This is a genomic window from Dactylosporangium sp. NPDC049742 (genome assembly GCF_040674675.1).
Classification (GTDB): Bacteria; Actinomycetota; Actinomycetes; order Mycobacteriales; family Micromonosporaceae; genus Dactylosporangium; species Dactylosporangium maewongense.
The window spans coordinates 92697-114769 of the sequence record NZ_JBFANF010000027.1 but is presented as its reverse complement, the minus strand read 5'-3'; the positions used below and the strand labels follow the sequence as shown (position 1 = coordinate 114769).

The 22073-nt window shown below is 72.9% G+C and carries 20 protein-coding genes; 8 read left to right on the top strand and 12 right to left on the bottom strand.

What is annotated here, in order from left to right; genetic code table 11:
- Window positions 1–4: 4 nt before the first annotated feature.
- From AB0J72_RS29865 to AB0J72_RS29840, 6 genes are read left to right on the top strand one after another with little or no spacing between them, the layout of a single operon-like run.
- Window positions 5–928, top strand: coding sequence for a sugar ABC transporter permease (locus AB0J72_RS29865; RefSeq protein WP_363404288.1), 924 nt, complete (start codon window positions 5–7; stop codon window positions 926–928).
- The gene (locus AB0J72_RS29860) at window positions 918–1775 is read left to right on the top strand and encodes a carbohydrate ABC transporter permease (protein WP_363404286.1); all 858 of its coding nucleotides are present in this window, start codon (window positions 918–920) and stop codon (window positions 1773–1775) included. The genes AB0J72_RS29865 and AB0J72_RS29860 overlap by 11 nt, the downstream gene beginning before the upstream one ends.
- Window positions 1772–2884, top strand: a complete 1113-nt coding sequence (locus AB0J72_RS29855; protein WP_363404284.1) for a Gfo/Idh/MocA family oxidoreductase — start codon at window positions 1772–1774, stop codon at window positions 2882–2884. The genes AB0J72_RS29860 and AB0J72_RS29855 overlap by 4 nt, the downstream gene beginning before the upstream one ends.
- Window positions 2881–3717, top strand: a complete 837-nt coding sequence (locus AB0J72_RS29850) for a sugar phosphate isomerase/epimerase (RefSeq protein WP_363404282.1) — start codon at window positions 2881–2883, stop codon at window positions 3715–3717. Before AB0J72_RS29855 ends, AB0J72_RS29850 begins: the two co-directional genes overlap by 4 nt.
- Window positions 3718–3747: 30 nt before the next feature.
- The gene (locus tag AB0J72_RS29845; RefSeq protein WP_363404280.1) at window positions 3748–4284 is read left to right on the top strand and encodes a sigma-70 family RNA polymerase sigma factor; all 537 of its coding nucleotides are present in this window, start codon (window positions 3748–3750) and stop codon (window positions 4282–4284) included.
- Window positions 4281–5276 (top strand): hypothetical protein, encoded by a 996-nt coding sequence (locus tag AB0J72_RS29840; protein WP_363404278.1) that lies wholly within the window; start codon window positions 4281–4283, stop codon window positions 5274–5276. The genes AB0J72_RS29845 and AB0J72_RS29840 overlap by 4 nt, the downstream gene beginning before the upstream one ends.
- Before the next feature lie 63 nt (window positions 5277–5339).
- Here AB0J72_RS29840 and AB0J72_RS29835 read toward each other — a convergent pair whose 3' ends face one another.
- A complete protein-coding gene (locus tag AB0J72_RS29835) occupies window positions 5340–6023 on the bottom strand; it encodes a copper homeostasis protein CutC (protein WP_363404276.1) in 684 nt (227 codons plus the stop codon).
- A gap of 99 nt (window positions 6024–6122) precedes the next feature.
- On the opposite strand from AB0J72_RS29835, the gene AB0J72_RS29830 reads away from it, so the two are divergent.
- Together AB0J72_RS29830 and AB0J72_RS29825 are read left to right on the top strand one after the other, a co-directional pair.
- Window positions 6123–7112 (top strand): LacI family DNA-binding transcriptional regulator, encoded by a 990-nt coding sequence (locus AB0J72_RS29830; protein ID WP_363404274.1) that lies wholly within the window; start codon window positions 6123–6125, stop codon window positions 7110–7112.
- A 28-nt stretch (window positions 7113–7140) separates the two neighbouring features.
- Complete coding sequence (locus AB0J72_RS29825; protein WP_363404272.1) at window positions 7141–8052, top strand: fatty acid desaturase; 912 nt, start codon at window positions 7141–7143, stop codon at window positions 8050–8052.
- A gap of 3 nt (window positions 8053–8055) precedes the next feature.
- On the opposite strand, the gene AB0J72_RS29820 is transcribed toward AB0J72_RS29825, so the two are convergent.
- The 11 genes from AB0J72_RS29820 to AB0J72_RS29770 form a co-directional block, all read right to left on the bottom strand.
- Complete coding sequence (locus tag AB0J72_RS29820; RefSeq protein WP_363404270.1) at window positions 8056–9003, bottom strand: DUF916 domain-containing protein; 948 nt, start codon at window positions 9001–9003, stop codon at window positions 8056–8058.
- A gap of 72 nt (window positions 9004–9075) precedes the next feature.
- Window positions 9076–10284, bottom strand: a complete 1209-nt coding sequence (locus tag AB0J72_RS29815) for an Ig-like domain-containing protein (RefSeq protein ID WP_363404268.1) — start codon at window positions 10282–10284, stop codon at window positions 9076–9078.
- 163 nt (window positions 10285–10447) lie between these two features.
- Window positions 10448–11212 (bottom strand): phosphate ABC transporter ATP-binding protein, encoded by a 765-nt coding sequence (locus AB0J72_RS29810; protein WP_360573175.1) that lies wholly within the window; start codon window positions 11210–11212, stop codon window positions 10448–10450.
- A gap of 79 nt (window positions 11213–11291) precedes the next feature.
- Window positions 11292–12302, bottom strand: a complete 1011-nt coding sequence (locus tag AB0J72_RS29805) for a sortase (RefSeq protein ID WP_363404266.1) — start codon at window positions 12300–12302, stop codon at window positions 11292–11294.
- A gap of 85 nt (window positions 12303–12387) precedes the next feature.
- Window positions 12388–13095 (bottom strand): hypothetical protein, encoded by a 708-nt coding sequence (locus tag AB0J72_RS29800; protein ID WP_363404264.1) that lies wholly within the window; start codon window positions 13093–13095, stop codon window positions 12388–12390.
- Window positions 13096–13177: 82 nt separating this feature from the next.
- On the bottom strand, window positions 13178–14272 hold the full coding sequence (locus tag AB0J72_RS29795; protein ID WP_363404262.1) for a hypothetical protein: 1095 nt from the start codon (window positions 14270–14272) through the stop codon (window positions 13178–13180).
- A 104-nt stretch (window positions 14273–14376) separates the two neighbouring features.
- A complete protein-coding gene (locus AB0J72_RS29790; RefSeq protein WP_363404260.1) occupies window positions 14377–17148 on the bottom strand; it encodes a hypothetical protein in 2772 nt (923 codons plus the stop codon).
- A complete protein-coding gene (gene pstS, locus AB0J72_RS29785) occupies window positions 17145–18731 on the bottom strand; it encodes a phosphate ABC transporter substrate-binding protein PstS (RefSeq protein ID WP_363404258.1) in 1587 nt (528 codons plus the stop codon). Before pstS ends, AB0J72_RS29790 begins: the two co-directional genes overlap by 4 nt.
- Window positions 18721–20310, bottom strand: coding sequence for a phosphate ABC transporter permease PstA (pstA, locus tag AB0J72_RS29780; RefSeq protein ID WP_363404256.1), 1590 nt, complete (start codon window positions 20308–20310; stop codon window positions 18721–18723). The genes pstS and pstA overlap by 11 nt, the downstream gene beginning before the upstream one ends.
- Window positions 20307–21320, bottom strand: coding sequence for a phosphate ABC transporter permease subunit PstC (pstC, locus tag AB0J72_RS29775; RefSeq protein ID WP_363404254.1), 1014 nt, complete (start codon window positions 21318–21320; stop codon window positions 20307–20309). Before pstC ends, pstA begins: the two co-directional genes overlap by 4 nt.
- Window positions 21317–21868, bottom strand: coding sequence for a hypothetical protein (locus AB0J72_RS29770; protein ID WP_363404252.1), 552 nt, complete (start codon window positions 21866–21868; stop codon window positions 21317–21319). The genes pstC and AB0J72_RS29770 overlap by 4 nt, the downstream gene beginning before the upstream one ends.
- Window positions 21869–22073 lie beyond the last annotated feature (205 nt).

Sequence of the window (22073 nt, the reverse complement as noted above, 5' to 3'; positions counted from 1 at the left end):
ATTCATGGCGATCGAAACTGCCGCACCGCCGGCGGCCCGGGGCACCACGCCCGGGCCGCCGGCCCGCCGCCGCCCCCGGCACCGTCCACTGTGGATGCTGACCCCGGGCGGGGTCCTGCTCGTCCTGGTGATCCTGGTGCCGCTCGGCGTCGCCCTGACCGTGTCCCTGCTCGACCTCGACCAGTACACGCTGCGCGAGTGGACCGGCGCGCCGTTCATCGCCCTCGACAACTACGTCGAGGCGGTCACCGACACGCCCCTGCCGCACGCCATCTGGGTCTCCGTCGGCTACTCGGCGCTGGTGACCGTCGCGACCCTGCCGATCGGGCTCGCCGCGGCCCTCGCCACCCAGCAGCGGTTCAAGGGCCGCGCCCTCGTCCGGTCGGCGTTCCTCATCCCGTACGTGCTGCCCGCGTTCGTCGTCGGCACGGTGTGGCGCACGATCCTCATGCCGTCCGGCCCGGCGAACTCGCTGCTCGGCGACGAGCGCCTGTGGCTCAACGGCCCCGACAGCTACTGGACGCTCGTCGTCGTGCAGCTCTGGACGTCGTGGCCGCTGCTGTACCTCCTCGCGGCGTCGGGCCTGCAGAGCATCGCCGAGGAGGTGCACGAGGCGGCCGCGCTGGACGGCGCCGGCTGGTGGGCGAAGCTGCGCCACGTGGTCTTCCCGCACCTGCGCGGCGTCCTCGCCCTGGCGCTCATCATCGCGTTCCTGCACAACCTCAACAGCTTCACGCTGCCGTACGTGCTGTTCGGGGTGCCCGCCCCGCACGACGTCGAGGTGCTGCCCGTGCTGACCTACGTCGAGAGCTTCCAGAACTTCCGGTTCGGGCTCAGCGCCGCCATGGCCGTGCTGTCGCTGGTCCTGGTGGCGATCCCTCTGTCGGTGTACCTGCGCGCGGTGAGGCTGAACCAGCATGAGGACTGACGTACAGCGGCTCCTGCCGAGAAGCGTGCAGGCGGTGGTCATCGCGGTCCTGCTGGTGTTCGTGCTGACGCCGGTGCTGTACATGCTGTTCGCGTCCGTCAACGACGATCTCGCCGTCGCCCGCGGCGCGTTCTGGCCGAAGAGCCTGCACCTGGACAACTACAGCAAGATCTGGTCGACCGTCGACCTCGGCGCCGGCCTCGGCAACAGCGTGATCGTCGCCGGCAGCGTCGCCGTGGTGTCCGCTCTCGTCGCCGTCGCCACCGCGTACGTCCTCGTGCGGTTCCAGTTCCTCGGCCGCGGCCTGATCCTGCGCGGGCTCCTGGCACTGCAGTCGATCCCCGGCACGCTGATGCTGCTGCCGGTGTTCGTGCTGTTCGCGAACCTGTCCGCGGTCCTCGGCGTGCAGGTCATCGGCACCCGGTGGGCGCTGTTCGTCACGTACCTGACGTTCGCGCTGCCGTTCTCGACGTGGGTCATGGTGACGTACCTGCGGGGGCTGCCCACGGAGCTCGACGAGGCCGCCCGCCTCGACGGCGCCTCCTCGTGGCGGATCCTGCGCTCGATCATCATCCCGCTCAGCTGGCCCGGCCTCGTCGTGGCGAGCATCTTCGCGTTCCTCCTCGGGTGGAACGACGTGCTGTTCGCCTCCGTGATGACCAACCCCGACAGCCGCACCGTCGCGGTGGCCCTGCAGGTGTTCGGCGCCACCCAGGAGGGTGGTGCCATCCCGGTCTACGGGCAGCTGATGGCCTCCGCGCTGATCTGCGCGCTGCCGGTGGTGGTGTTGTACCTGGTGTTCCAACGGTTCCTGGTCGGCGGCCTGACCGCCGGGGGAGTGAAATGACAGACCTGATCAACGTGGCGATCGTCGGCAGCGGCATCATCGGCGGCAACCACGCCGACGCGATCCTGCGCCATCCCCGGCTACGGATCGTGGCCCTGGTCGACGCGGTCGACGCCGCGAACGCGGCCCTGGCCGCCCGGATCGACCCGCCGCCGTCCTGCCACCGCACCCTGGGTGCCGCGCTCGCCGCCGAGCGGGTGGACCTCGTCGCGATCTGCACGCCCAGCGGCCTGCACGTCGAGGCCGCCGAGGAGACCCTGCGGTCCGGCGCGCACCTCTTCGTCGAGAAGCCCCTGGACGTGTCGCTGCCGAAGGCCCGCGCGTTCGCGAAGGTCGCCGCGGAGGCCGAGCAGCGCGGGCTCGTCTGCGCCGTCGTCAGCCAGCACCGGTTCGACCCGGCGATGGTCGCCGTGCGGCGGGCCGCGCGGGATGGCCGGCTCGGCCGGCTCACGTCCGCGGTCGTGTCCATGCCGTGGTGGCGGGACCAGGCCTACTACGACTCCGCCGACTGGCGCGGCACGTGGGAGTTCGACGGCGGCGGCGCCGTCGCCAACCAGGGCATCCACCTCGTCGACCAGATGCTGGCGCTGCTCGGCCCGCCGGTCGAGGTCACCGCCCGCACCACCCGGATCGCGCACGAACGGATCGAGGTCGAGGACCTCGCCGTCGCCACGCTCCGCTTCGCCGGCGGCGCGCTCGCCGTGCTGCACGCCAGCACCAGCGCCCACCCCGGCCTGCCGGTGCGGCTGCAGTTGCACGGCACCCGCGGCTCGGCGGTGCTGCACGACGACCAGCTGGAGTACTTCCACAGCGCCGACACCGGCGAGACCGCCGCCGACCTCGTCGCCGCCGAGGACCTGTACGGCGCGCCGAAACCGGCGGACGGCTTCGTGCTCGGGCACCTGCGCCAGTACCAGGACCTCGTCGACGCCATCGACGAGCGGCGCCCGCCGGGAGTCCGGGTCGCCGACGGCCTCCTGGCCCTCGCCACCGTGCGTGCCGTGTACGTGGCGGCCACGCTCGGCCGGCCGGTGCTGTTCGACCAGGTCCTCGACGGCGTCCACGACGACGTGCAGCCGGTGGTTTCGACACAGGAGGTTCAGGCGTGAGGTTCTCGGTCTTCACCGCATCGACGCCCGACTGGGCGCCCGACGAGGTCGTGCGGCACCTCGCCGCGCAGGGCTGGGACGGCGTCGAGTGGCGCGTCGTCGACCAGGATGACGCCGACCAGCCCGGCTTCTGGAAGGGCAACCGGGCCACCTGGCCGCTGACCGGCCTGGAGGCGGCGCTGCCGGAGATCGCCGCCCTCACCCGCGGCGCCGGCCTCGAGTTCTCCGGCGTCGGCGGCTACGCGCGCAGCTTCGAGCACGACGACGTCGCCCGGCTCCTCGCCGCCACCGCGATCCTCGGCGCGGGCCGGGTCCGGGTCACCATGCCGCTGCTGTCGACCGGCCGCTACCCGGACCTGTTCGGCGCCACCCGCAAGGACCTCGAGTGGGCGACCGGCCTCGCCGAGCAGCACGGCGTCACGATCCTCATCGAGCTGCACCACGAGACGATCGTGTCGTCGGCGTCCGCCGCGATGCGCCTCGTCGACGGGCTCGACCCGAAGCACGTCGGCGTCATCCACGACCTCGGCAACCTCGTCATCGAGGGGCACGAGGACCACCGCGCCGCGTTCGAGCTGCTCGGGCCCTACCTGCAGCACGTACACGTGAAGAACGTCGCGTGGCAGCCGGTGTCCGAGGCCCCCGACGGCACGGTCACCTGGGCGCACGACTGGGCACCGCTGCGGACCGGGCAGGCACACGTCGGCCGCTACCTGGCGGCGCTCACCGCGCACGGCTACGACGGCTGGGTCACCGTCGAGGACTTCTCCACCGCCGTGCCGCTGGAGCAGCGCACCGCCGACAATCTCGAATATCTGCGGAGCCTGCTGTAACGCCTCCCGGGGACGGGACATAGAAAGGGTATGGACGACGCAAACGACCGCGACGCCGGCTGGTTCCGGGACGTGTACGCCCGCCACTACGCCGACGTCGTGCGCTACGGTCTGCGCCGGCTCGACGGGACCGCCGCAGCGGAGGAGTTCGCGCAGGAAGTGTTCCTCGTCGCCTGGCGGCGGCGCGGGGAGGTGCCCGAGCCCGCGCTGCCCTGGCTGTACGGGGTGGGCCGCCGACTGCTGGCCAACCACCGTCGGGCGCGCCGGACGGCCCCGGCGCCAGGTGCCCTCGGCGACCACCCGGCCGCCGACCGGCACGACGGCCTCACCGAGCTCCTCGCGGTCCGGGCCGCGCTGACTCGGCTGTCCGACGACGACCAGGAGATCCTCCGGCTCGTCGCGTGGGAGCAGCTGTCCGTCGCGGAGGCGGCGCTCGTCCTGAGCTGCGGCGTGACCGCGGCACGGGTCCGGCTGCACCGTGCCCGGCGTCGCCTCACCGTCCTGCTCGCCGGCACTCCTGCCCCTGCACCTCCCTCTGCACCTACCCGAACGGGAGGAACCCGATGACCGAGCGCACCCTCGACCTACTGGCTGCCGCCGACCCCGCCCGAGACGTGCCGGTCGGCCCCGGCGACGTGGAGACGCTGCTGCGGCTGGCCGCCAACGACGTCACCAGCTACGAGCTGCACCTTCCCGACCGCCGCCGGCGGCGGGCCCTGGCCGGGGTCGCGGCCGCCGTCGCGGTCGTGGCGGTGACCGGGGCGGCCGCGGCCGTCGTGCTCGACCGGGCCCCGGCCAACCGTCCCGTCGCGCCCAGGGTGTGGCCGTCGGACTGCCTCGCAGAGCTGGCCGCGGGACTGCACGCGGCACCGTATGAGGCAACCACCGGCCAGTACGAGTACGTGCGAAACGCAGGACGCTACAGCCACAGGGCGCCGACGCCTGGCGGGGTCGCCTGGGTGCAGTACGTGGGGGAATATTCCACCTGGACCACCGCCGACCGCCGGAATGTGCGTCAACGCACGGTCATCGAGTCGGTGACGTTCGCCGACGACGCGTCGCGGGCCTACTTTCAGAGCCACCCGGAGCGGATGCAGACGGTCGGTACGACCGTCGTCGACATGCGCCAGGGCGTACCCCCGGAGTTCATGGGAACGAGCTCACCCCCGCCCCCGGATTCATTGATCGACGGGCTCGACACCACGGGAAGCACCTTCCCACCAGCGCAGGTGCTCGCCAGCGCCTCCGGGCTGTACGGGTATCGGATCCTGGACGCCGCGGCCCGGTCCGCGTTGCTGAGGTTCATCGCTGCCGCCGACGGCGTCGTCTGCGAGGGCGAGGCCACCGACCCCACCGGCCGCCGGGGCGTCGCCGTCACAGGCCCGCTCGACAGTTCCCTGGAAAGGGGCCCGTTCGAGCACGGTGTCAACCGGATCCTCGTGGATCCTTCGACCGGCGATCTCCTGGCGGCAGGTTACGCCGACGGCACCGGCACCATCTGGCTGGCCGTCTACCTCGAGCGCGGCTTCACCGACTCCCGGCCCGCTGTGACCCAGTGACGGCACCGCTCCCCCATGATCCCGGATGGTTCCGGTGGCCAGAGGTGCCGCAACCGTCCGGGATCATGGCAAGTGGGGCGTGTCCAGGGTGAGCCGCAGGTCGCGCACCAGGAAGGGGTCGACGGGGGTCGTCCAGGTGCCGCCCTCGCGGACCGCGCTGCCGGAGTGGAACGCGGTCACCCCGGCCGCCCGCAACGGGGCGACGTGTTCGTGCCGCAGGCCGCCGCCGGCGAGGACCTGCGGGCGGGTGGGGGCCTCCGCGAGGATCGTGGCGAGGCCGTCGGGCAGGCCGGTCGGTGCGCCCGAGGTCAGCACGGCGTCCAGGCCGGGCAGACCGGTGACCGCGGCCCAGGCGGCGCGCCGGTCGGCCGCGTGGTCGATCGCCCGGTGGAAGGTCCACGGCGCGCCGTCGAGGACCTCCAGGACCGCCAGGACCGCCGGGAGGTCGACCGCGCCGGCGGGAGTGAGGAAGCCCAGGACGAACTCGGCGGCGCCGGCCGCCCGGAGGTCCTTCGCGGTGCGCCGCAGGGCCCGGACGTCGCCGGCGGCGAAGCCCGCGGCGGTGCGCACCATCACGCGGACCGGCAGCTCGGCGGCGTCCCGGACCGCGGCCACGGTCGCCGGCGCCGGGCTGAGGCCGTCGGCCGCCATGTCGCTGACCAGCTCCACCCGGTCCGCCCCGCCCTCCAGCGCCAGCCGCGCGTCCACGGCGTCGAGGGCGATGACCTCCAGCAACGGCCTGATCATGGTTCAATCGTGCCAGCGCCGTCCCCGGACCTGCCCGTGCCGGGCCGCCGAGGTGTCCGGCGGCACACCCGGGCGGGTCAGGGCGCTAGGGTTGGTGCGGTGCAGCACAAACGCCCCACCCTGGACGACGTCGCGCAGGCCGCCGGGGTGTCCCGGGCCACCGTCTCGCGGGTCATCAACGGCAACCCGCGCGTCGCGGCGGACGTCCGCGATCTGGTGGACCGGGCCGTCGAGCGGCTCGGCTACCGGCCCGACCCGGTCGCCCGGGCGCTCGCCCGCGGGCACGGCGACGTCGTCGAGCTCATCGTCATCGACGACGAGCCGACGTGCTTCGGCACCAACCCCTACTACGGGCGGGTCGTCGCCGGGATCGTCGACGGGCTGCGGCGGTCCGAGGCGCAGATGCGCGTGCACGTCGTCGGGCAGGCCGACGCGCCGCGGCTGCTCGACCGCGTCGCGCACACCGTGAGCGCCGGCGCGATCCTCGTCAACGTGCCCGACCCGCTCGCCGCCGCCTTCCACGCGATCTGCCCGCGCGTGGTGTCGATGGGCCGCACGGCGGCGCCCGTGCCGTCGATCGTGCCGGACAACACGACGGGGGCGTACGCGGCGGTCCAGCTGCTGCACCGCAACGGCCGGAAGCGCATCGCGGCCGTGCCCGGGCCCGAGCACATCGCCGACGCCGTCGACCGCCGCGCGGGCTACCTCGCCGCCGTCCGCGACGCGGGGCTCGAGCCGATCACCGGCGAGGCCGGCGAGTTCAACCGGACGTCGGGCGCGGAGACCACCCGCCGGCTCCTCGCCGAGCACCCGGACATCGACGCGCTGTTCGTCGCGTGCGACCTGATGGCCTCCGGGGCGCTGCAGGCGCTCGCCGCCGCGGGCCTGCGGGTCCCCGAGGACGTGGCGGTCATCGGCTTCGACGACAGTCTCATCGCCACGTGTACGACGCCGCCGCTGACCTCCGTCCGCCAGCCGGTCGAGGAGATGGCGGCCGCCGCCACCCGGGCGCTGCTCGGCAGGGAGACCGGGCCCGGCTGGCACGGCACGTTCCCCACCACACTGACCGTCCGCGACAGTTCAGGCTGAGTTCTCCTACCGGCGCTACGTTTCGGGCATGGCTGCCCGTCAGACATTGATCACGGGGGTACTGACCACCGCCGCCGCCGGCACGCTCGTGCTGCAACTGCTGATCCTGCCGGTGTGGCTGCTGCCCGCCGACCCGCGCTGGGGCTGGCTGCTCGTGCCCCTCGCGCTCACCACCGTGCCGCTGTGGTCGCTCATCCACGAGGGGATCCACGGCACCCTCCTGCGCGACCGGACCTGGAACGACCGCCTCGCCCGGGTCCTCGCGACCGGCTACGGCGCCCCGTTCTCGCTGCTGAAGGCCGGGCATCTGCTGCACCACCGGTACAGCCGCACCCGCCGCGAACGGACCGAGGTCTACGACCCCGCGGTCACCACCTGGCTCGCCGCCGCCCGCGGCTACTACCCGCGCCTGCTCGGCGGCCTCTACGTGCTGGAGGCCGCGTCGGTGGTCCTCGCCGCCGTGCCCGCCGCCGGGTGGCGGTGGCTGGTGCGCCGCACCGACTCCCTCGACTCCGTCACCGGGCTGCTCTTCGAGCGGGTCTCGAAGCGGGACACGCTGCGCCGCTTCCGCGTCGAGGCGCTGGCGGTGGTCGTCACCTACGCCGGCTCGGCCGTGGGCTACGGGCGGCACGCGTGGATGCTCGCGGTCGCCGTCGGCGGGCGGGCGCTGCTGGTGTCGCTCGCCGACAACGCCTACCACTACCGCACGGAGCTGGAGCGGCCGCTGGAGGCGATGAACCTGCGGCTGCCCCGGCCCCTGGAGCTGTTCGTGCTGGCGTTCAACCTGCACAGCGTGCACCACCGGCACCCTGGGCTGCACTGGTACGAGCTGCGCGGCGCCTTCCACGCCGAGGCCGACGAGTGGCATCTCGGCTGGGGCGCCGCCGTCGTGCGGCAGCTGCGAGGGCCGATCCCCGAATCGGCCCTGCGCCGGCGGTGACGGTCAGGCCCGCAGCAGGCGGCGGCGCAGCCGCCAGCGGACGACCAGCGCGACCGCGCCCAGGACCAGGACCAGCAGCCCGACGAGCCCCCACGGCGACGCCCACACGGCGGCGCTGCGGCTGGCGATCGGCAGCCGGCCCTCCTTCGCCTCCGCGTTGACCGTGACCGCGGCCGTCAGGCGCCCCAGCGACATGACGCCCGGGATGCGCTTCTGGACGCTCAGCTCCGCGCCGGGCAGCAGCTCCGGCACCGTGATCTCCTCGCTCTCGCCGAGGGCGACGCCGAGCAGCCCGCTGGCGCGGACCCGGGCGGTGCCGTGGACGCGGACGTTGCCGGCGTTCTTCAGCCGGTACGTGACGACGAGGTCGCCGGTGCCGAACGGCAGCGCGGGCGAGCCGTAGTCGACGTCGAGCGAGGACACCTGCACGAGCGGCTGGACGGGTCCGGCGACCCGCAGGTACATGCGGGCGGCGATGCGGCGGTCGACGTTGACCTGCTGGCCCTGCGGGTTCGTCTCGCGCTCGATGACCGAGGCGACGATCCCGCCGGCGTGGTCGCCGGGCGTCGCGTTGGTGGGCACGCGCAGCGTGAAGGCGATGTCGGCGCGCTTCTTCGGCTGCACCGTGTAGGACTTCGGCGTGAGGTCCGTCCACGCGCCGATCCCGGTCGGCTGGGTGGAGCCGGTCAGCAGCGCGAACGCGCCGTCGGGCGCGGTGAACGCGTCCGTGGAGTAGACGGTGAAGGTGATCGGGGCGTCGCTGAGGTTGCTGACGCCGACCATGTCGGTGATGACGTCACCGGGCTTCGCCTCGAAGTCGAAGGCGGCGCGGCCGTTCGGGCCCTCGGGCCCCGACGGGGTCACCGCCCAGCGCAGGTCGCCGCCCTCGCGGGCCCCCGCGGGAGCGGGCGCTACCAGTACCGACGCGGCAACCGCCAAGACGAGAAGCATTCGACGCACGGAAGTCCTCCTACGACGCAAGGGTGCGGCCCGTGACGGACCGCACCCTGCTTGATGAACCGATCAGGCGAGCGTCAGCGTCAGGGTGGCGCTGTACGCACCGGGCGCGACGTTGTCCGGGATGACCAGGGTCAGGCCGGCGCCGCACTCGAACGTGCCGGCGCTGCTGCCGACACCTCCCTTGCAGAGGGTCGACGGGTTGCCGAGGCCGGACGCGTTCGCGCCGGTGACAACCGCGCCCGAGCCGCTGACCTTGGTGGACGACGGGGCCCAGCCGAGGTTCGAACCCGGGATGGTGCTGGTGGCACCGCTGAAGTCGCTGACCTGGCCGACGAGGTTCCAGCCGGCGTTGGTGCCGCGCAGGTCCACGACGGTGGCCTTGTTCAGGTTGCCGGTCGCCTGGCCGCCGACCGAGCCGCCGGTCAGCGCGACGGTGGTGCCGGCCACGTTGAGCGAGAACTGACCCGGCGCGATGTCACCGGTGATCGTCTGCTCCTTGGTGATGGTGCCGGCCGGGGCGGTGATGGTGAACGGGACGTTCACCGACGCCGAGGCCTTGTACTCCGCCGTCGCCGGCGAGAAGGCCGCCGAGAGCGAGAACGCGCCCACCGGCAGGTTGTTGACCGTGAGGGTCGCGGTGCCGTTGACGACCGGCGCGGTGCCGATCGCGGTCGCGCCGCGGTTGAACGTGACCTGGCCGGTCGCCGCGGCCGGGGCCACGGTGGCGGTCAGGGTCACCGGGGTGCCGGCGACCTGCGGGCTCGCCGGGGAGACCGCGAGGGAGGTGGTGGTGTCGACGGCCGGCTCGGCCGCGCCCTTCACCTTCCAGTTCTCACCGGTGACCGTGATGACCGTGCGGAACATGTCCGGGTGGTCACCGGCCGACTCGCTGGTGCACAGCACCGCGATCTCGTAGTCGCCGTTGGTGAGCGGGGTGCCGCCGTACGCCGCGACCAGGGCGCGGTTCGCCGCGAGGGTGAACGGAGCCTGGTCGTAGGTGCCCTCGTCGCCGACGCGGGCCAGGTTGCGGTAGTCACCGCTGCCGACCTTGCCGATCTTGAGGCCGGCGTTGGTGCCGTACGTCGCCGGGCAGGCCGCCGACGTGAGCGCCGACAGGGCCGGGTTGGTCGTGGTCAGGCCCTGGGTGGGCGTGAGCGTGAGCGTGCCCAGGTCAGCGGCGTTGGCCGGGGCCGCGGCGAGGCCGACGACCGCCACGGAGGCCGCGGCGGCCAGGACGACCGCCCGGACCAGCAGGGACTTCGGACCCTTCATGAATCACTTCCTCCACTCGAAAGAGGCGTGCTTGCGTTGCGGGATCAGGTTTTCGGCGCGGCGTTGCCCGGCGGGCAGGCCAACTCATACGCCGGACATGCGCAAAGCGAATTCGAGGTGTCAGCCCCTTGTTCGCCTCGGCAACTCGTCCGGACCGGCCGTTTTATCCGAACCGGCCGTGGACGTAGTCGGCGGTGCGGCGGTCCTGCGGGGTGTCGAACATCGCCGAGGTCAGGCCGTGCTCGACGATGACGCCCGGGGTCCCCTGCTCGGCGAGGAAGAACGCGCAGTGCTGCGACACCCGCTGCGCCTGCTGCATGTTGTGGGTGACGATGACGATGGTGACCTCGGTGGACAGCTCGCCGATCGTCTCCTCGATCCGCCGGGTCGAGGTCGGGTCCAGCGCGGAGCACGGCTCGTCCATGAGCAGCACCCGCGGGCGCACGGCCAGGGACCGGGCGATGCACAGCCGCTGCTGCTGGCCGCCGGACAGGGCCCCGCCGGGCGAGCGCAGCCGCGTCTGGACCTCGTGCCACAGCCCGGCCTTGCGCAGGCACTCCTCGACGAGGTCGTCCTTGGTGCGGCGGGACGCCCGCACCGCGGTGAGCTTCAGCCCGGCCAGGACGTTGTCGTAGATGGACATCGCCGGGAACGGGTTCGGCTTCTGGAACACCATGCCGACGTGCCGCCGGGCGTCGGTGATGCGGCGCGACGGGTCGTAGAGGTCCTCGCCGTCCAGCAGCACCTCCCCGGCGAGCTCGGCGCCGGGGACCAGCTCGTGCATCCGGTTGAGGATGCGCAGGAACGTCGACTTGCCGCAGCCGGACGGGCCGATGAGCGCGGTGACCTGGCCCGCGGGCATCCGCAGCGAGACGCGGTCGAGGACCTTGTGGCCGCCGAACCACGCGGAGATGTTGCGCGCGTCCAGCTCGGCGGTCGTCGGGGTTTCGGCGGTGTGCGGTTCGAGCGTCGTGCTCGTCACGGCAGGTCCCTCACAATCGGTGTGGTCACAGGACGTTCGGCAGGAGCCGGACGGCGACGTCGGACGTGGCGGTGCCGATCACGGCGAGGACCGGGACGCCGACGATCCACGCCTGCACCCCGCCCCACCGCCGGCGCGCCCAGGTGATGCCGAGGCCCGCGGCGAGCAGCGCCTGCCCCCACAGCACCAGCGGCATCCAGGCCGCGTCGTCGCCCGCGAGGACCCGCTCCGACGCCGGCAGCTGCTTCGTGCCGAGCGGCCGCGGCGGCGCCGGCACCGTCTCGGTGCCGTTGTCGAGGTCGGCGTCGACCCGGATCACGTCGGACGGGAAGAACATCGCGCCGGCCGCGGTCATCAGCGTGACCCGGCTGCGGCCCACCGCGACCGGTGCCGGGGTGAGGTCGCCGGCGTGGCGCACGCCGAGGACCACGAACGCGAACTCGCCCTGGCCGGTGACGACCTCGATCCGGTCGCCGGAGTTGAGCAGGAACAGGCCCGCGAACGGGGCGCCGTAGGCGGCGTGCCGGCCCATGATGATGCTCGTGCCGGCCTGCCCGGGCAGCGGCGTGTCCCGGCGGTGGCCCGGCCCGGACTGCATGACCTCGCCGGTGGTGCCCTCGAACACGACCTGCTGGAGGCCGAGCGCGGGGATCCGCAGCACGGCGACGGGCGTGCCGAGCGCCAGCAGCTTGCCGTCCGGGCCGGTCTGCCCGACGGGGGCGGTGGCCTCGGCGAGGGCGGCGCGGAAGTCGGCGTACGCGGTCTGCTGCACCCGGCCGTACCCGAGCTGCGACAGCAGCGCCACGTGCAGCGTGAAGCCGACGAGCAGCACCGCGAGGATGCTCAGCCCGTTGCCGGCGATCCGCAGCCCCGACGCCGGCCGGTCCGGCGGCGTGCCCACCGTGCCGGGCAGGTCTGGCTTCCCGGCCTCGGGCGCCGCCTCCGGCGCCTCGGACGTCATCTCGATCGCCGGCTCCACCGACGGGAGCTGCATGGTGACCGTGCCGCCCCCTTCGCTGCGCTCCGGGCCGCTCACGCCGCCACCTCCGCTGCGCTCCGGCGTCGGCCTGAGCCACACCTGCAATGCCGATTCGCGGCCGCTCCGCTGCGCTCCGGGCCGCTCATGCCAGCCGCCGGCGGCGGACGAGGCGGACGATCAGTACACCGGCGGCGACGAGGCCGAGACCGATGGCCGCGGTGCGGGCGACCGCCGAACCGGTCCGTGGCAGGCCGCCGCCGGGGGTGCCGGTCGGTGACGGCGAGGCGCTCGTCGCGGCCGGGCCGACCTCGGTGTTCAGGGTCTGCTTGTTGCTGGTGCCGCCCGTGCCGCCGGTGGGCCCGGTGGTCGGGCCGGTCGTGGGGCCGGGGCCGCCGCCGCTCGCGGTCCAGGTGGTGCCGCTGACCCGGATCGTGGCGCTGAAGACGTCGGGGTGGTCGCCGGTGCTCTCGCTGGTGCAGACGATGATGAGCGTGTAGTCGCCGTCGGTGATCGGCGTCGTGCCGAAGGCCGCCCGCATCGACCGGTTCGGCCGCAGCGTGGGCGGCACCGCGTCGTAGTTGCCCTCGTCGCCGACCCGGGTCAGGTTCGCGAACTGCGACGTGCCGGCCCTGGCGATGCGCAGGCCGGCGTTGGTGCCGTAGGTCGCCGGGCAGGCCGCGGACGCGGTCGCCGTGGCGAACATCGGGTCGGTGTCCACGGTACCGGTCGCCGGCGTCACGGTGATCGTGCCGAGCGGCGCGGCGTGGGCCGTGGCCGTCAGGGGACCGGGCAGGGTGACGGTGGCCACGGTGACGGCGGCGGCCATCGCGGCGATTCGGCGCAGGCGCATGGAGGATCCTCGTCTCGACAGGGATGGCCGGGCGTCCACAGTGGACGCCCGGCCGGTAGGCCTTACAGTGCTGCCGCGGTGCTCAGGACGCGGCCTTGAGCGTGGTCGAGCCGCAGGCACCCTCGAACAGGGTGGCGCCGGCCGTGGCGCGGAAACCGAACCCGAAGAGCTCGATGACCGACTGGTTGACGCAGACCGCGGACGTGGAGCCGACGAACGTCTGCGCGATGACCGGCTCCGCCAGGCGGCGGGTCGGGACCACGTTGTAGACGTCGCGGATCAGCTGCGGACGGAAGTTGATGTTGAGCTTGCCGTTGACGATCGGCTGGAGGCCGTTGACGCGGCCGATGCGGGAGGTGCCGCGCCGGTCCTCGACGACGACGCCGGTCTGGGTCGCGATCGCGGCGGCGTTGCCCTGCGCGATGAACTGCCCGACCGAGAACGGCATGATGTAGTCGTTGTGGCCGGCGAGGACCCGGGCGTCGTGCTCCTGGATCTGCTGGCCGTTCACCGTCTGGATCAGGCACGGGTAGTCGCCGTTGGCGATGTCGGTCTCGGCGATGCCCATCTTGCTGAGCCAGAAGGACCGGGTGCCGGAGCCCGGCTGCACCAGCAGCGGCTTGACCGGCACACCGCTGACGACCGTGGTCAGGCAGCGGTAGATGCGCTGCAGCTGCACGAAGGTCAGGCTGGTCGGCAGGTCGCTGTCGGTGTTGACCGCGAACGACACCGCGTCCACCCCGAACGGGATGTACGTGTAGTTGCCCGTGGTCTGCGGCGAGGAGCCGCCGCCGTAGCTGGACGAGCGCGCGAAGTCCACGCACCCGGTGACGTTGACGCCCTGGTAGACGTTGCCGCCGTCGTTCTCGGACGCCTTGAGGGCGGTCCGGCCGGCACCGGAGCCGTCGGGACGGTTGAACTCGCAGCCGGTGGTCTTGGTCTTGATCAGGCCGGTCGGGCGGGCGTCGTAGGACGCGATCACCTTCGAGCCGCCGCTGGTCACGGTCTCGCCGAGACCGTTCAGCACGTCCTGGGTCGTGTCGGAGCCGACGCCGGCCAGCTGGCGGTACTCGCCGGCCGGCGGGTTGGCGGCGGCGGGTGCCGCGGTGACCGTCAGGGCGACAGCAGCGACCGCGAGGCCGAGGCTGACAGCCCGTCCGAAGGTCAGCACCTTCATGCGTTTCCCCTTCTACTTCAGCATGTTCGAGAGGCGAACGGGGTCATCATTCGCAGGCGGTTCGTAGCAGGCCGGTCGCCAACATGTAGGCCGGATGAACAGGCTCACCGGCGTTCGCGTCGCCGGGCCACACCGGTCAGGACGGGGCCGGCGGCGGCCGCGAGGAGCCCGGCACCGAGGACCATCGACAGCAGGTACCGCTGGGCCCAGTCGACGGGTTCGGGGTCGGTGGACCGGGCCGCCGGAACGGGCGCCACGGACAGGCTCGGCCGGGCGCTCGTCGGCGCCAGCGACGGCGTCGACCCGCGCGCGGGCACGGTCCCGGCCGCCACGGGGGTGGTGGCCTCCGCGGGCTCCGGCGGCGCGGTCCAGCCGGCCCGGATCGCCACGGCGGCGCTGCGGGCCTTGGCCTTCAACGCATCGGGCAGCGGCACATACCCGGGCGGCAGGTCCCCGACCGCGACACCTTCGCGCTGGCCGTCACCGGCGGCGAACTCGACGAACTTCGCGTAGCCCTCCCGGACCGCGCTGCCGCGGCTCGGGTCGACGGCGGCGTAGGTGAGCATCGTCAGCGGGTACGCGCCCGGCTTCTTGAGGCTCGGGTCCAGCGCCAGGACGTCGGGGTTCGCCGTCGCCCCCATCGCCGCGACCGCCGTCTGCAGGCTCTGCTTGGTCGGCGCGACGTACTGGGTCAGGTCGTTGGGGTTGTTGCCGTTGAGCAGGCTCGCCGAGTAGAGGCCGAACCGGGCCGCCGACGCCGAGTCGGTGATCGCCATGACCCACCGGTTGCCCTGCTGCTGCGGCGGCGACCGCTTCAGCGTGACGATCTGGTGGTCGCTGCTCTCGTACTTCGCGACGTCGAACTCGACCTCGGAGTGCGTGTCGGTCTTCAGGGTCTGCTGCGCCCCGTCGGTCATCGACGAGGTGTACGGCTGCTTGTTGAAGATGCACACCTTCAGCTCCGGCACGATGTCCGGGGCCGGCTGGCTGCAGGTGGGGTCGGACTTCGGGAACCGGTCCGGCACCACGCCGTCGAGGCCGAAGTTCGTGTAGAACGAGTTGACCTTCATGTGGTACGTGACGCCGGTGACCGGGTCCGTGTACGCCGGGTCCGGGACCCCGGACAGGAAGTCGCGGGCCGGCTTGTCCGCGAGGATCCACGCCCACACCGCCCGGTTCGCCGCGGAGCCGCCCAGCGGCACCATGACCGGCTGGATGTCGCGGTTGAGCCGGGAGAACCGGAAGTCGGGGTTGATCGTGCGGAACTCGGGGTCCGCGATGATCGTGCGGTAGTTCTCCTTGAGGTGCTCGGCCCTGGAACCGTCGGGGATGTCACGCTGGTAGGAGGACGTGAGCAGCTTCGCCATCAGCTTCGGGGTGAGCCGCATCCCGTTGACCTGTTTGGCCCGCAGCAGTTCCTCCTCCGGGTTCGTCGAGCCGGGGTTCACCTGGTTGTCGATGGTGAACGCGACGACCACCGACGACAGCGCCACTGGCGCGTGCACCGGCGTCGGGCCGCCGGGCCGGGCGGTCACCGGGCTGGAGGTGAACCCGAGCCCCGGCGAGTCGTCGCCGGTGCCGCGGACCTGCCCGGCCGTCTCGTCGTCGGAGGTCGGCGTGTACCCGTACACGTTGCCGGTCTTGCCGCACAGTGCCGGCTGCCACGCCTGCATCGCCGGCGCGATCATCTCCGAGCCGACCGTCGGGCGTTCGGCCTGGTCGATGGGGCACGGCGTGTGGACGGACCGGAAGTCCAGCCGGACCGCGACGTGGTGCTTCCAGTGGCTGACGGCCATGGGTGAGCCGCTGACGGGCAGGCCCGTGCCGGTGAGGTCCGCGCCGGTCAGCGGGTCGGTGTGGCCGCGCGGCACGATCACCAGCCAGCACGGCTGGATGACGCCGGCGGAGTCCGGCAGGCCGCAGCCGAGGTGCGGGGCCTCCATGTCGGTCTGCGTCTCGAACACGACCCGGCCGGTGCCGTCGCCGGCGGTGTAGCCGTAGGGGATCTCGTTGGTCTTGTTCCGGTCGAAGTACTCGGCCATGACGACGTCGGAGCCGGTCTGCGGGCCCAGGCCGCCGGGGTACGGGTCGGACGCGCCGCCGTGGCCGATCCGGGTGCCCTTGACGGAGCGGAACGGCGCGATGACCGCGTCCTCGGGCAGCGTCTCGTCCGGCTCGTGGACGCCGTTGATGCCGATGGTGCGGATCGTGCCGCCGCCGGGCGCGTTGTCGCCGCCCCACAGCGGGGTGTCCAGCAGCGCGCCGAACTGGCACGTCTCCCGGCCCCAGTTGGGGTCGGGCTTCCCCGGCACGTGCGGGGCCGGGTCGGGCGCGTCGGGGTTGCCCCAGCACTGCATGAACGCGAACACGTTCTGCCCGAGCGTCGCGTCGGGGGTCGGCGGCGCGCCCTTCCAGGAGATGGTGATGCCCTGGTTGCCGAGGTCGCGGGTCTGCGACACGGTCATCGTCGTGCCGGCGAACTCGCCGGTCAGGTTGATCGTCTGCGCCGACGGGGTCGGCACGTCGACGCCGAGCGGCGGGGCGAACGTGTCGCCGGCGGTCGCCGACGTGCCCCGCACGAGCGTGCCGAGCAGCAGCATCCCGACCACGCCGGCGCCGGTCAGGCGGCGGCGCCACGCCGCGCGGGTGGCCGTCCGCGCCGCGCGCCCCGACGGCGGCAGGTCGGCGACGACGTCCCGGGCGTCGGGTGCGTCGCGGCGCGCGCCGGGCGCGGGCCGGGCGTCGCGCTCGTCGCGGCCTGCGCCGGGCGCGAGTCGGGCGTCGTGCTCGTCGCCGCTTGCGCCGGGCGCGGGCCGGGCGTCGTGCTCGTCGCGGTCTTGGTCCGGTGCCGGCGGGCGCGGTGCGGGGGCGCTCATCGCCGGCCGCCGTCACGGTCGCGCCGGCCGCCGAGGGAGCGGGCCAGCAGCGGCGGGCCGAAGATCAGGCCGAGCAGCAGCGCGGCGGCGACGATCATCAGCGCCCGGCGCAGGCCCCACGTGCCGGCCTGGTCCAGCGACACCGGCACACCCGCCACGTCGTTGCCGCCGGCGGCCTGCGCCGCGTCGACCGTCTCACCGGTGTCCGGGTCGACGACCGGGGGCGCGGACGACGACGCCGACGGGCCTCCCGTCGCCGCCGGTCCGGTGGTGCCACCACTGCCACCGCCGGTCCGGGTCGGCGTCTTGGCGCCGCCGGTGCCGGTGGCGCACTGGTCGCCGCTGGCGACGTTGTCGCACTCGGGCGGGAAGGGCGCCGTCGCCGCCAGGGCGTTCTCGCCGTTGGGGCCGAAGGTCGGGTTCTGGCACTTGGTCACGTCCCACGGCGAGGAGGCGCTGCCCGGGATCCGCGCGACCTGGGCCGCGGCCGCGTCGACGAGGTTCCTCGGCAGCGGCGAGTACCCGAGGTCGTCCGCCTGGGCCTGGCCCTTGCACAGGAAGTAGTGCGCGAACTCCGCGAGGGTGTAGCCCTTGTCCTCGGTCATCCGCATCTGGGTGTCGGTCGGCAGGATCATGTACGAGTACGACGACAGCGGGTAGGTGCGCTTGTCGTCGTTCGCGTAGACGTTGTCGAGGTTCTGGGTCAGGTCGCCGTTGATCGTGGCGTGGGTCAGCGCCACCGCGACCGCGGTCGCCGTCGGCTCGACGAAGTAGCCCTTCGTGTTGCGCACCTTCACCACGGGGAAGTTGGCGGTCTTCGCGTAGGAGTACTCGACGTAGGTGATGGCGCCCTCGTACCGCGGCTGCGCGACGTAGCCGGCGACGCCGTTGGAGCCGCTCTGCCCGATGTTCTTGCCGCTGATCACGGGGAAGTAGGAGGTCAGCCCGCACGGGTTCTGGTTGCGGCCGACCGACCGGCAGAAGTCGCCCCAGATGCCCTGGTGCTGCTTGCTGAGCCAGAGCGTGAACTGGGCGCTGGTGCCGGAGCCGTCCGAGCGCACCACGGGAATGATCTTCCGGTTGGGCAGGGCCAGCTTCGGGTTGTCCGTCTTGATCTGCGGGTCGTCCCAGTACGTGATCTTGTTCGTGAAGATCTTCGCGATGGTGTCGCCGGACAGGCGCAGGTTGGTGACCCGCTGGCCGCCGATGGTCAGGTTGTACATGAACGAGGTGCCGCCGGCGACGATCGGCATGTACGTGTAGCCCCGGCCGGTCGGCGGCGAGTCGATGTCGCGGGTGGCGCTGTCGGCCATGCCGTACGGGATCTCGGAGACGCCGAAGTCGACCTTGCCGTTGGCGAACTGCTTGCGGCCGTCGGTCGAGCCGGTGTCGGCGTACGACACCTTCAGCCCGAACTGGGTGACGTTGCCGATCCACGCGCGCAGCGCCGGCTGGCTCCAGGTGGAGCCGGCGCCGGCGATCTGCACCTTGATCGGGGCGGCGTACGCGGGACTCGGCTGCGCCGCGATGGCCAGAAGCCCGAGGACGACCCCGGCCGCGGTCTTGGCGACGCTACGGAACATCGAGAAACTCCTTATCGGATTCACCGCCGGGATTCGCCGGCCGGCGGCGCTGGAACCGCTTGACGTCGAGGGCCGACGCGACCGCCCGGCGCCGCAGCTGCCCCGGGGAGAGCTCGCCGGGGCCGCGGCCGCCGATGACCCGCGCCGCCGCGAAGAGCACCAGGACGAGCAGCATGAGCAGCGCGCCGGCGCCGAAGCCGCGGGTCACCATCTCCTGCTGCGGGAAGCGCACGCTGTTGAACACCAGCAGCGGCAGCGAGACCTGCGGGCCGGCCGCCGGGTTGAGCGCCATGAACTGGGTGAACCCGGCGGTGATGAGCACCGGCGAGGTCTCCCCGATGCCGCGCGCGGTGCCGAGGATGACGGCCGTCGTCAGGCCGGAGCGGGCCGTCGGCAGGACCACGTGCCAGACGGTGCGCCACTGGGAGGCGCCCAGCGCGTAGGACGCCTCCTTCAGCGTCCCCGGCACGAGCCGCAGCACCACGTCGGCGGCGCGGATGATGATCGGCAGGGTCATCACCGACAGCGCGATGCCGGCCGCCAGGCCCGACTTGTTCTGGTCGAGCGCCAGGATGAGGCCGGCGTAGATGAACAGGCCCGCGACGATCGACGGCAGCGCCGTCATCGCCTCGACGAGCGTGCGCACGAACCGGCTGAAGCGGCCCGGGATCTCACCGAGGAACACCGCGCAGGTGATGCCGAGGGGCACCGACAGGATCAGCGCGATGCCCATCTGCTCGAGCGTGCCGACGATCGCGTGCAGCGCCCCGCCGACGTCCAGCGGGCTCGCCGGCTGGACGACGCTCATGTCCTCGACCCAGAAGTTGCCGTGCACCAGCGCCGGCCACGCCCGCCAGAACGTGAAGCCCACGACGACGATGAGCAACGCCAGCAGCAGCATGCCGATGCCGGTCATGACGGCCGCGGCGATCCGGTCGCGGATCGCGGGCCCGTCCTCGGTGAGCGAGGTCAGCAGCCCGAGGAACGCCAGGAACGCGAAGAACACCACCACGATGAAGCCGAGCACGCCGTCGAACGGGGCGATCTGGCCGAACAGCAGGGCGGTGAACGCGAGCGCGGCGATGAGCGAGCCGGTCACGTTGAGCCGGTCGAGGCGCCGGCCGGCGCGCAGCTCGCGGCGCCGCTCCTCGCCCGGGGCGGCCTCGGGCAGCGGGCGCCGCACGAACGTCAGGGCGGTGTCGGGGCGCGCGTGCCGCGGTCCCCCACCGGCGGGTGCCTTCGACGGACCGGCCGCCCGGGTCGTGCCGCCTTGCCCGCTCCCGGCCGCCTCGGGCGTCGCCGCGCCGGGCGTCGCCGCACCGGACTCAGGCCGGTCCGGCTTCGTCAGGTCGACACGGGTCCGCTCGATCGCCGCGGCGGCCTGGTCCTGGTCCTGCTTCTGTGCCTGCGCCGGCCCGGTCGCCGCGGCGGTGTGGGCGTGGTCCTGGGCCTGCGCGGCCGCCGCGGCAGCGTGGTCCTTCGGCTGCGCGCCCACCTCGGCGGCGTGGTCCTTCGGCTGCCCGGTCGCCGGGGCCGTGTCCGGCTGGTCCGTCGTCCGGGCGGTGTCGGTGGAGGTCATGTGCCGGCTCCGGAGCGGGTGCGGCCGATGACGATCGACGCGGCGAAGTTGACCAGCAGGGTCATCACGAACAGCGCGAGGCCCGCGGCCATCAGCGCGGAGACGGCGAAGTCGGCCGAGTCCCCGTAGCGCAGCGCGATCAGCGACGACACCGAGATCGCGCCGGTCTGCAGCACGTGCCACTGGATGTCGAACACCGGCGAGATGATCATGTACACGGCGATGGTCTCGCCCAGCGCCCGGCCCAGGCCGAGCATCGAGCCGCCGATGACGCCGCCCTTGCCGTACGGCAGGACGACGGTGCGGATCATGCCCCAGCGGGTGCCGCCGAGGGCGTAGGCACCCTCCCGCTCCCCGATCGGCGCCTGCGAGAAGACCTCGCGCGAGATCGAGCAGATGATCGGGGTGACCATCATCGCCACGACCGTCCCCGCGACGAAGCTCGACGCGGTGAACACGGTGATGCTCGACAGCGGGTTGGTCGTGTCGTAGTCGGCGACCTCGAAGATCGGGATCCAGCCGAGGTACGTGGCGATCCACCGCGACAGGTGGATGATGTTCGGCTGCAGCAGGAACACGCCGAACAGGCCGTAGACGACGCTCGGCACGGCCGCCATCATGTCGACCAGCGTCACCAGCATCCGGCGCATCCGCCGCGGCGCGTACTCGCAGATGTACAGCGCCGTGCCGACGGCCATCGGCACGGCCAGGACGATCGCGATGCCGGCGATGATGACGGTGCCCGGGACGACGGCGGCGATGCCGAAGCTCCCGGAGATCGGGTCGGGCTCCCACTGCTTCGTGGTGAAGAAGCTCCACCGCACGACGCTGAGGGCGGTCACCGCGCGGTACGCCAGGAACGACCCGACGAGCAGCGCCACCAGCAGCACGGTCGCGCCGGCGGCCCTGGCGACGCCCCGGAAGACCCGGTCGGCGGGCGAGGGGCGCCACTTCAGCCGCCGCGGCTCGTCGACCTCGTCGACCGCCGCGGGAGCCTCGACGACCGTCATGCCGGCGGGTTGCCGGGGGTCGCCCGGTACATCAGGCGGGCGCCCTGGGCCCGGACGTCGCGCTCCCCGAGGCGGGGGCGGTCGGCGTACGGGCCCCGGGCGCCCCGCGGCGCCGGGCGCGGCGGGAGGACCGCCGTGTCACCGCCGGCGCCGGGCACCAGGGGATGACCGCCTCGGACGCTGCGGGTGCCGGCCACCACGACCGCCGCCGGCACGGCTTCCAGGAAGCGCTCGAGGTTGTAGTGGCATTCCCTTGCGCGCAGATAGGAACGACTGGACATTCCGACGGTGCTGCCGTCGATTTCAACCCGCCAGACCCACTGCCCGCTGGACTCCACCGCGGCGACCGTGCTGCTCGCGCCGGCGAACCCGGCCCGCAGGTACAGCACCGAGTCGCGACAGGCTCCATAGGTGTCGAACAGCCGTGCCGCTCTGCCCAGCGGCCGGTTGTTCGGCGAGACCAGCATCCAGGTCGTGGCCTCGGCTACCGTGCCGTCATCGGCGGCCGCCGCGGCCAACGCTAAGAAGACGAACCTCGATTGTTGCACCAGCTACCCCTTCGTCCACCCGGCACGCCCACCCTCTGGGACACACGCTCGGGACAGCGCATGTCCAACAGGCGCGGCCGTGTGCGCACGCCGGACATGCAAGAGGTGAACAACGGGAAGGGGCACTGCCGCTGCTATGCCGCCGATCCGGGCCCAATCGGGCATCGGCCTTGACGCGGTACATCGACATCCGTTAGACCTCTAA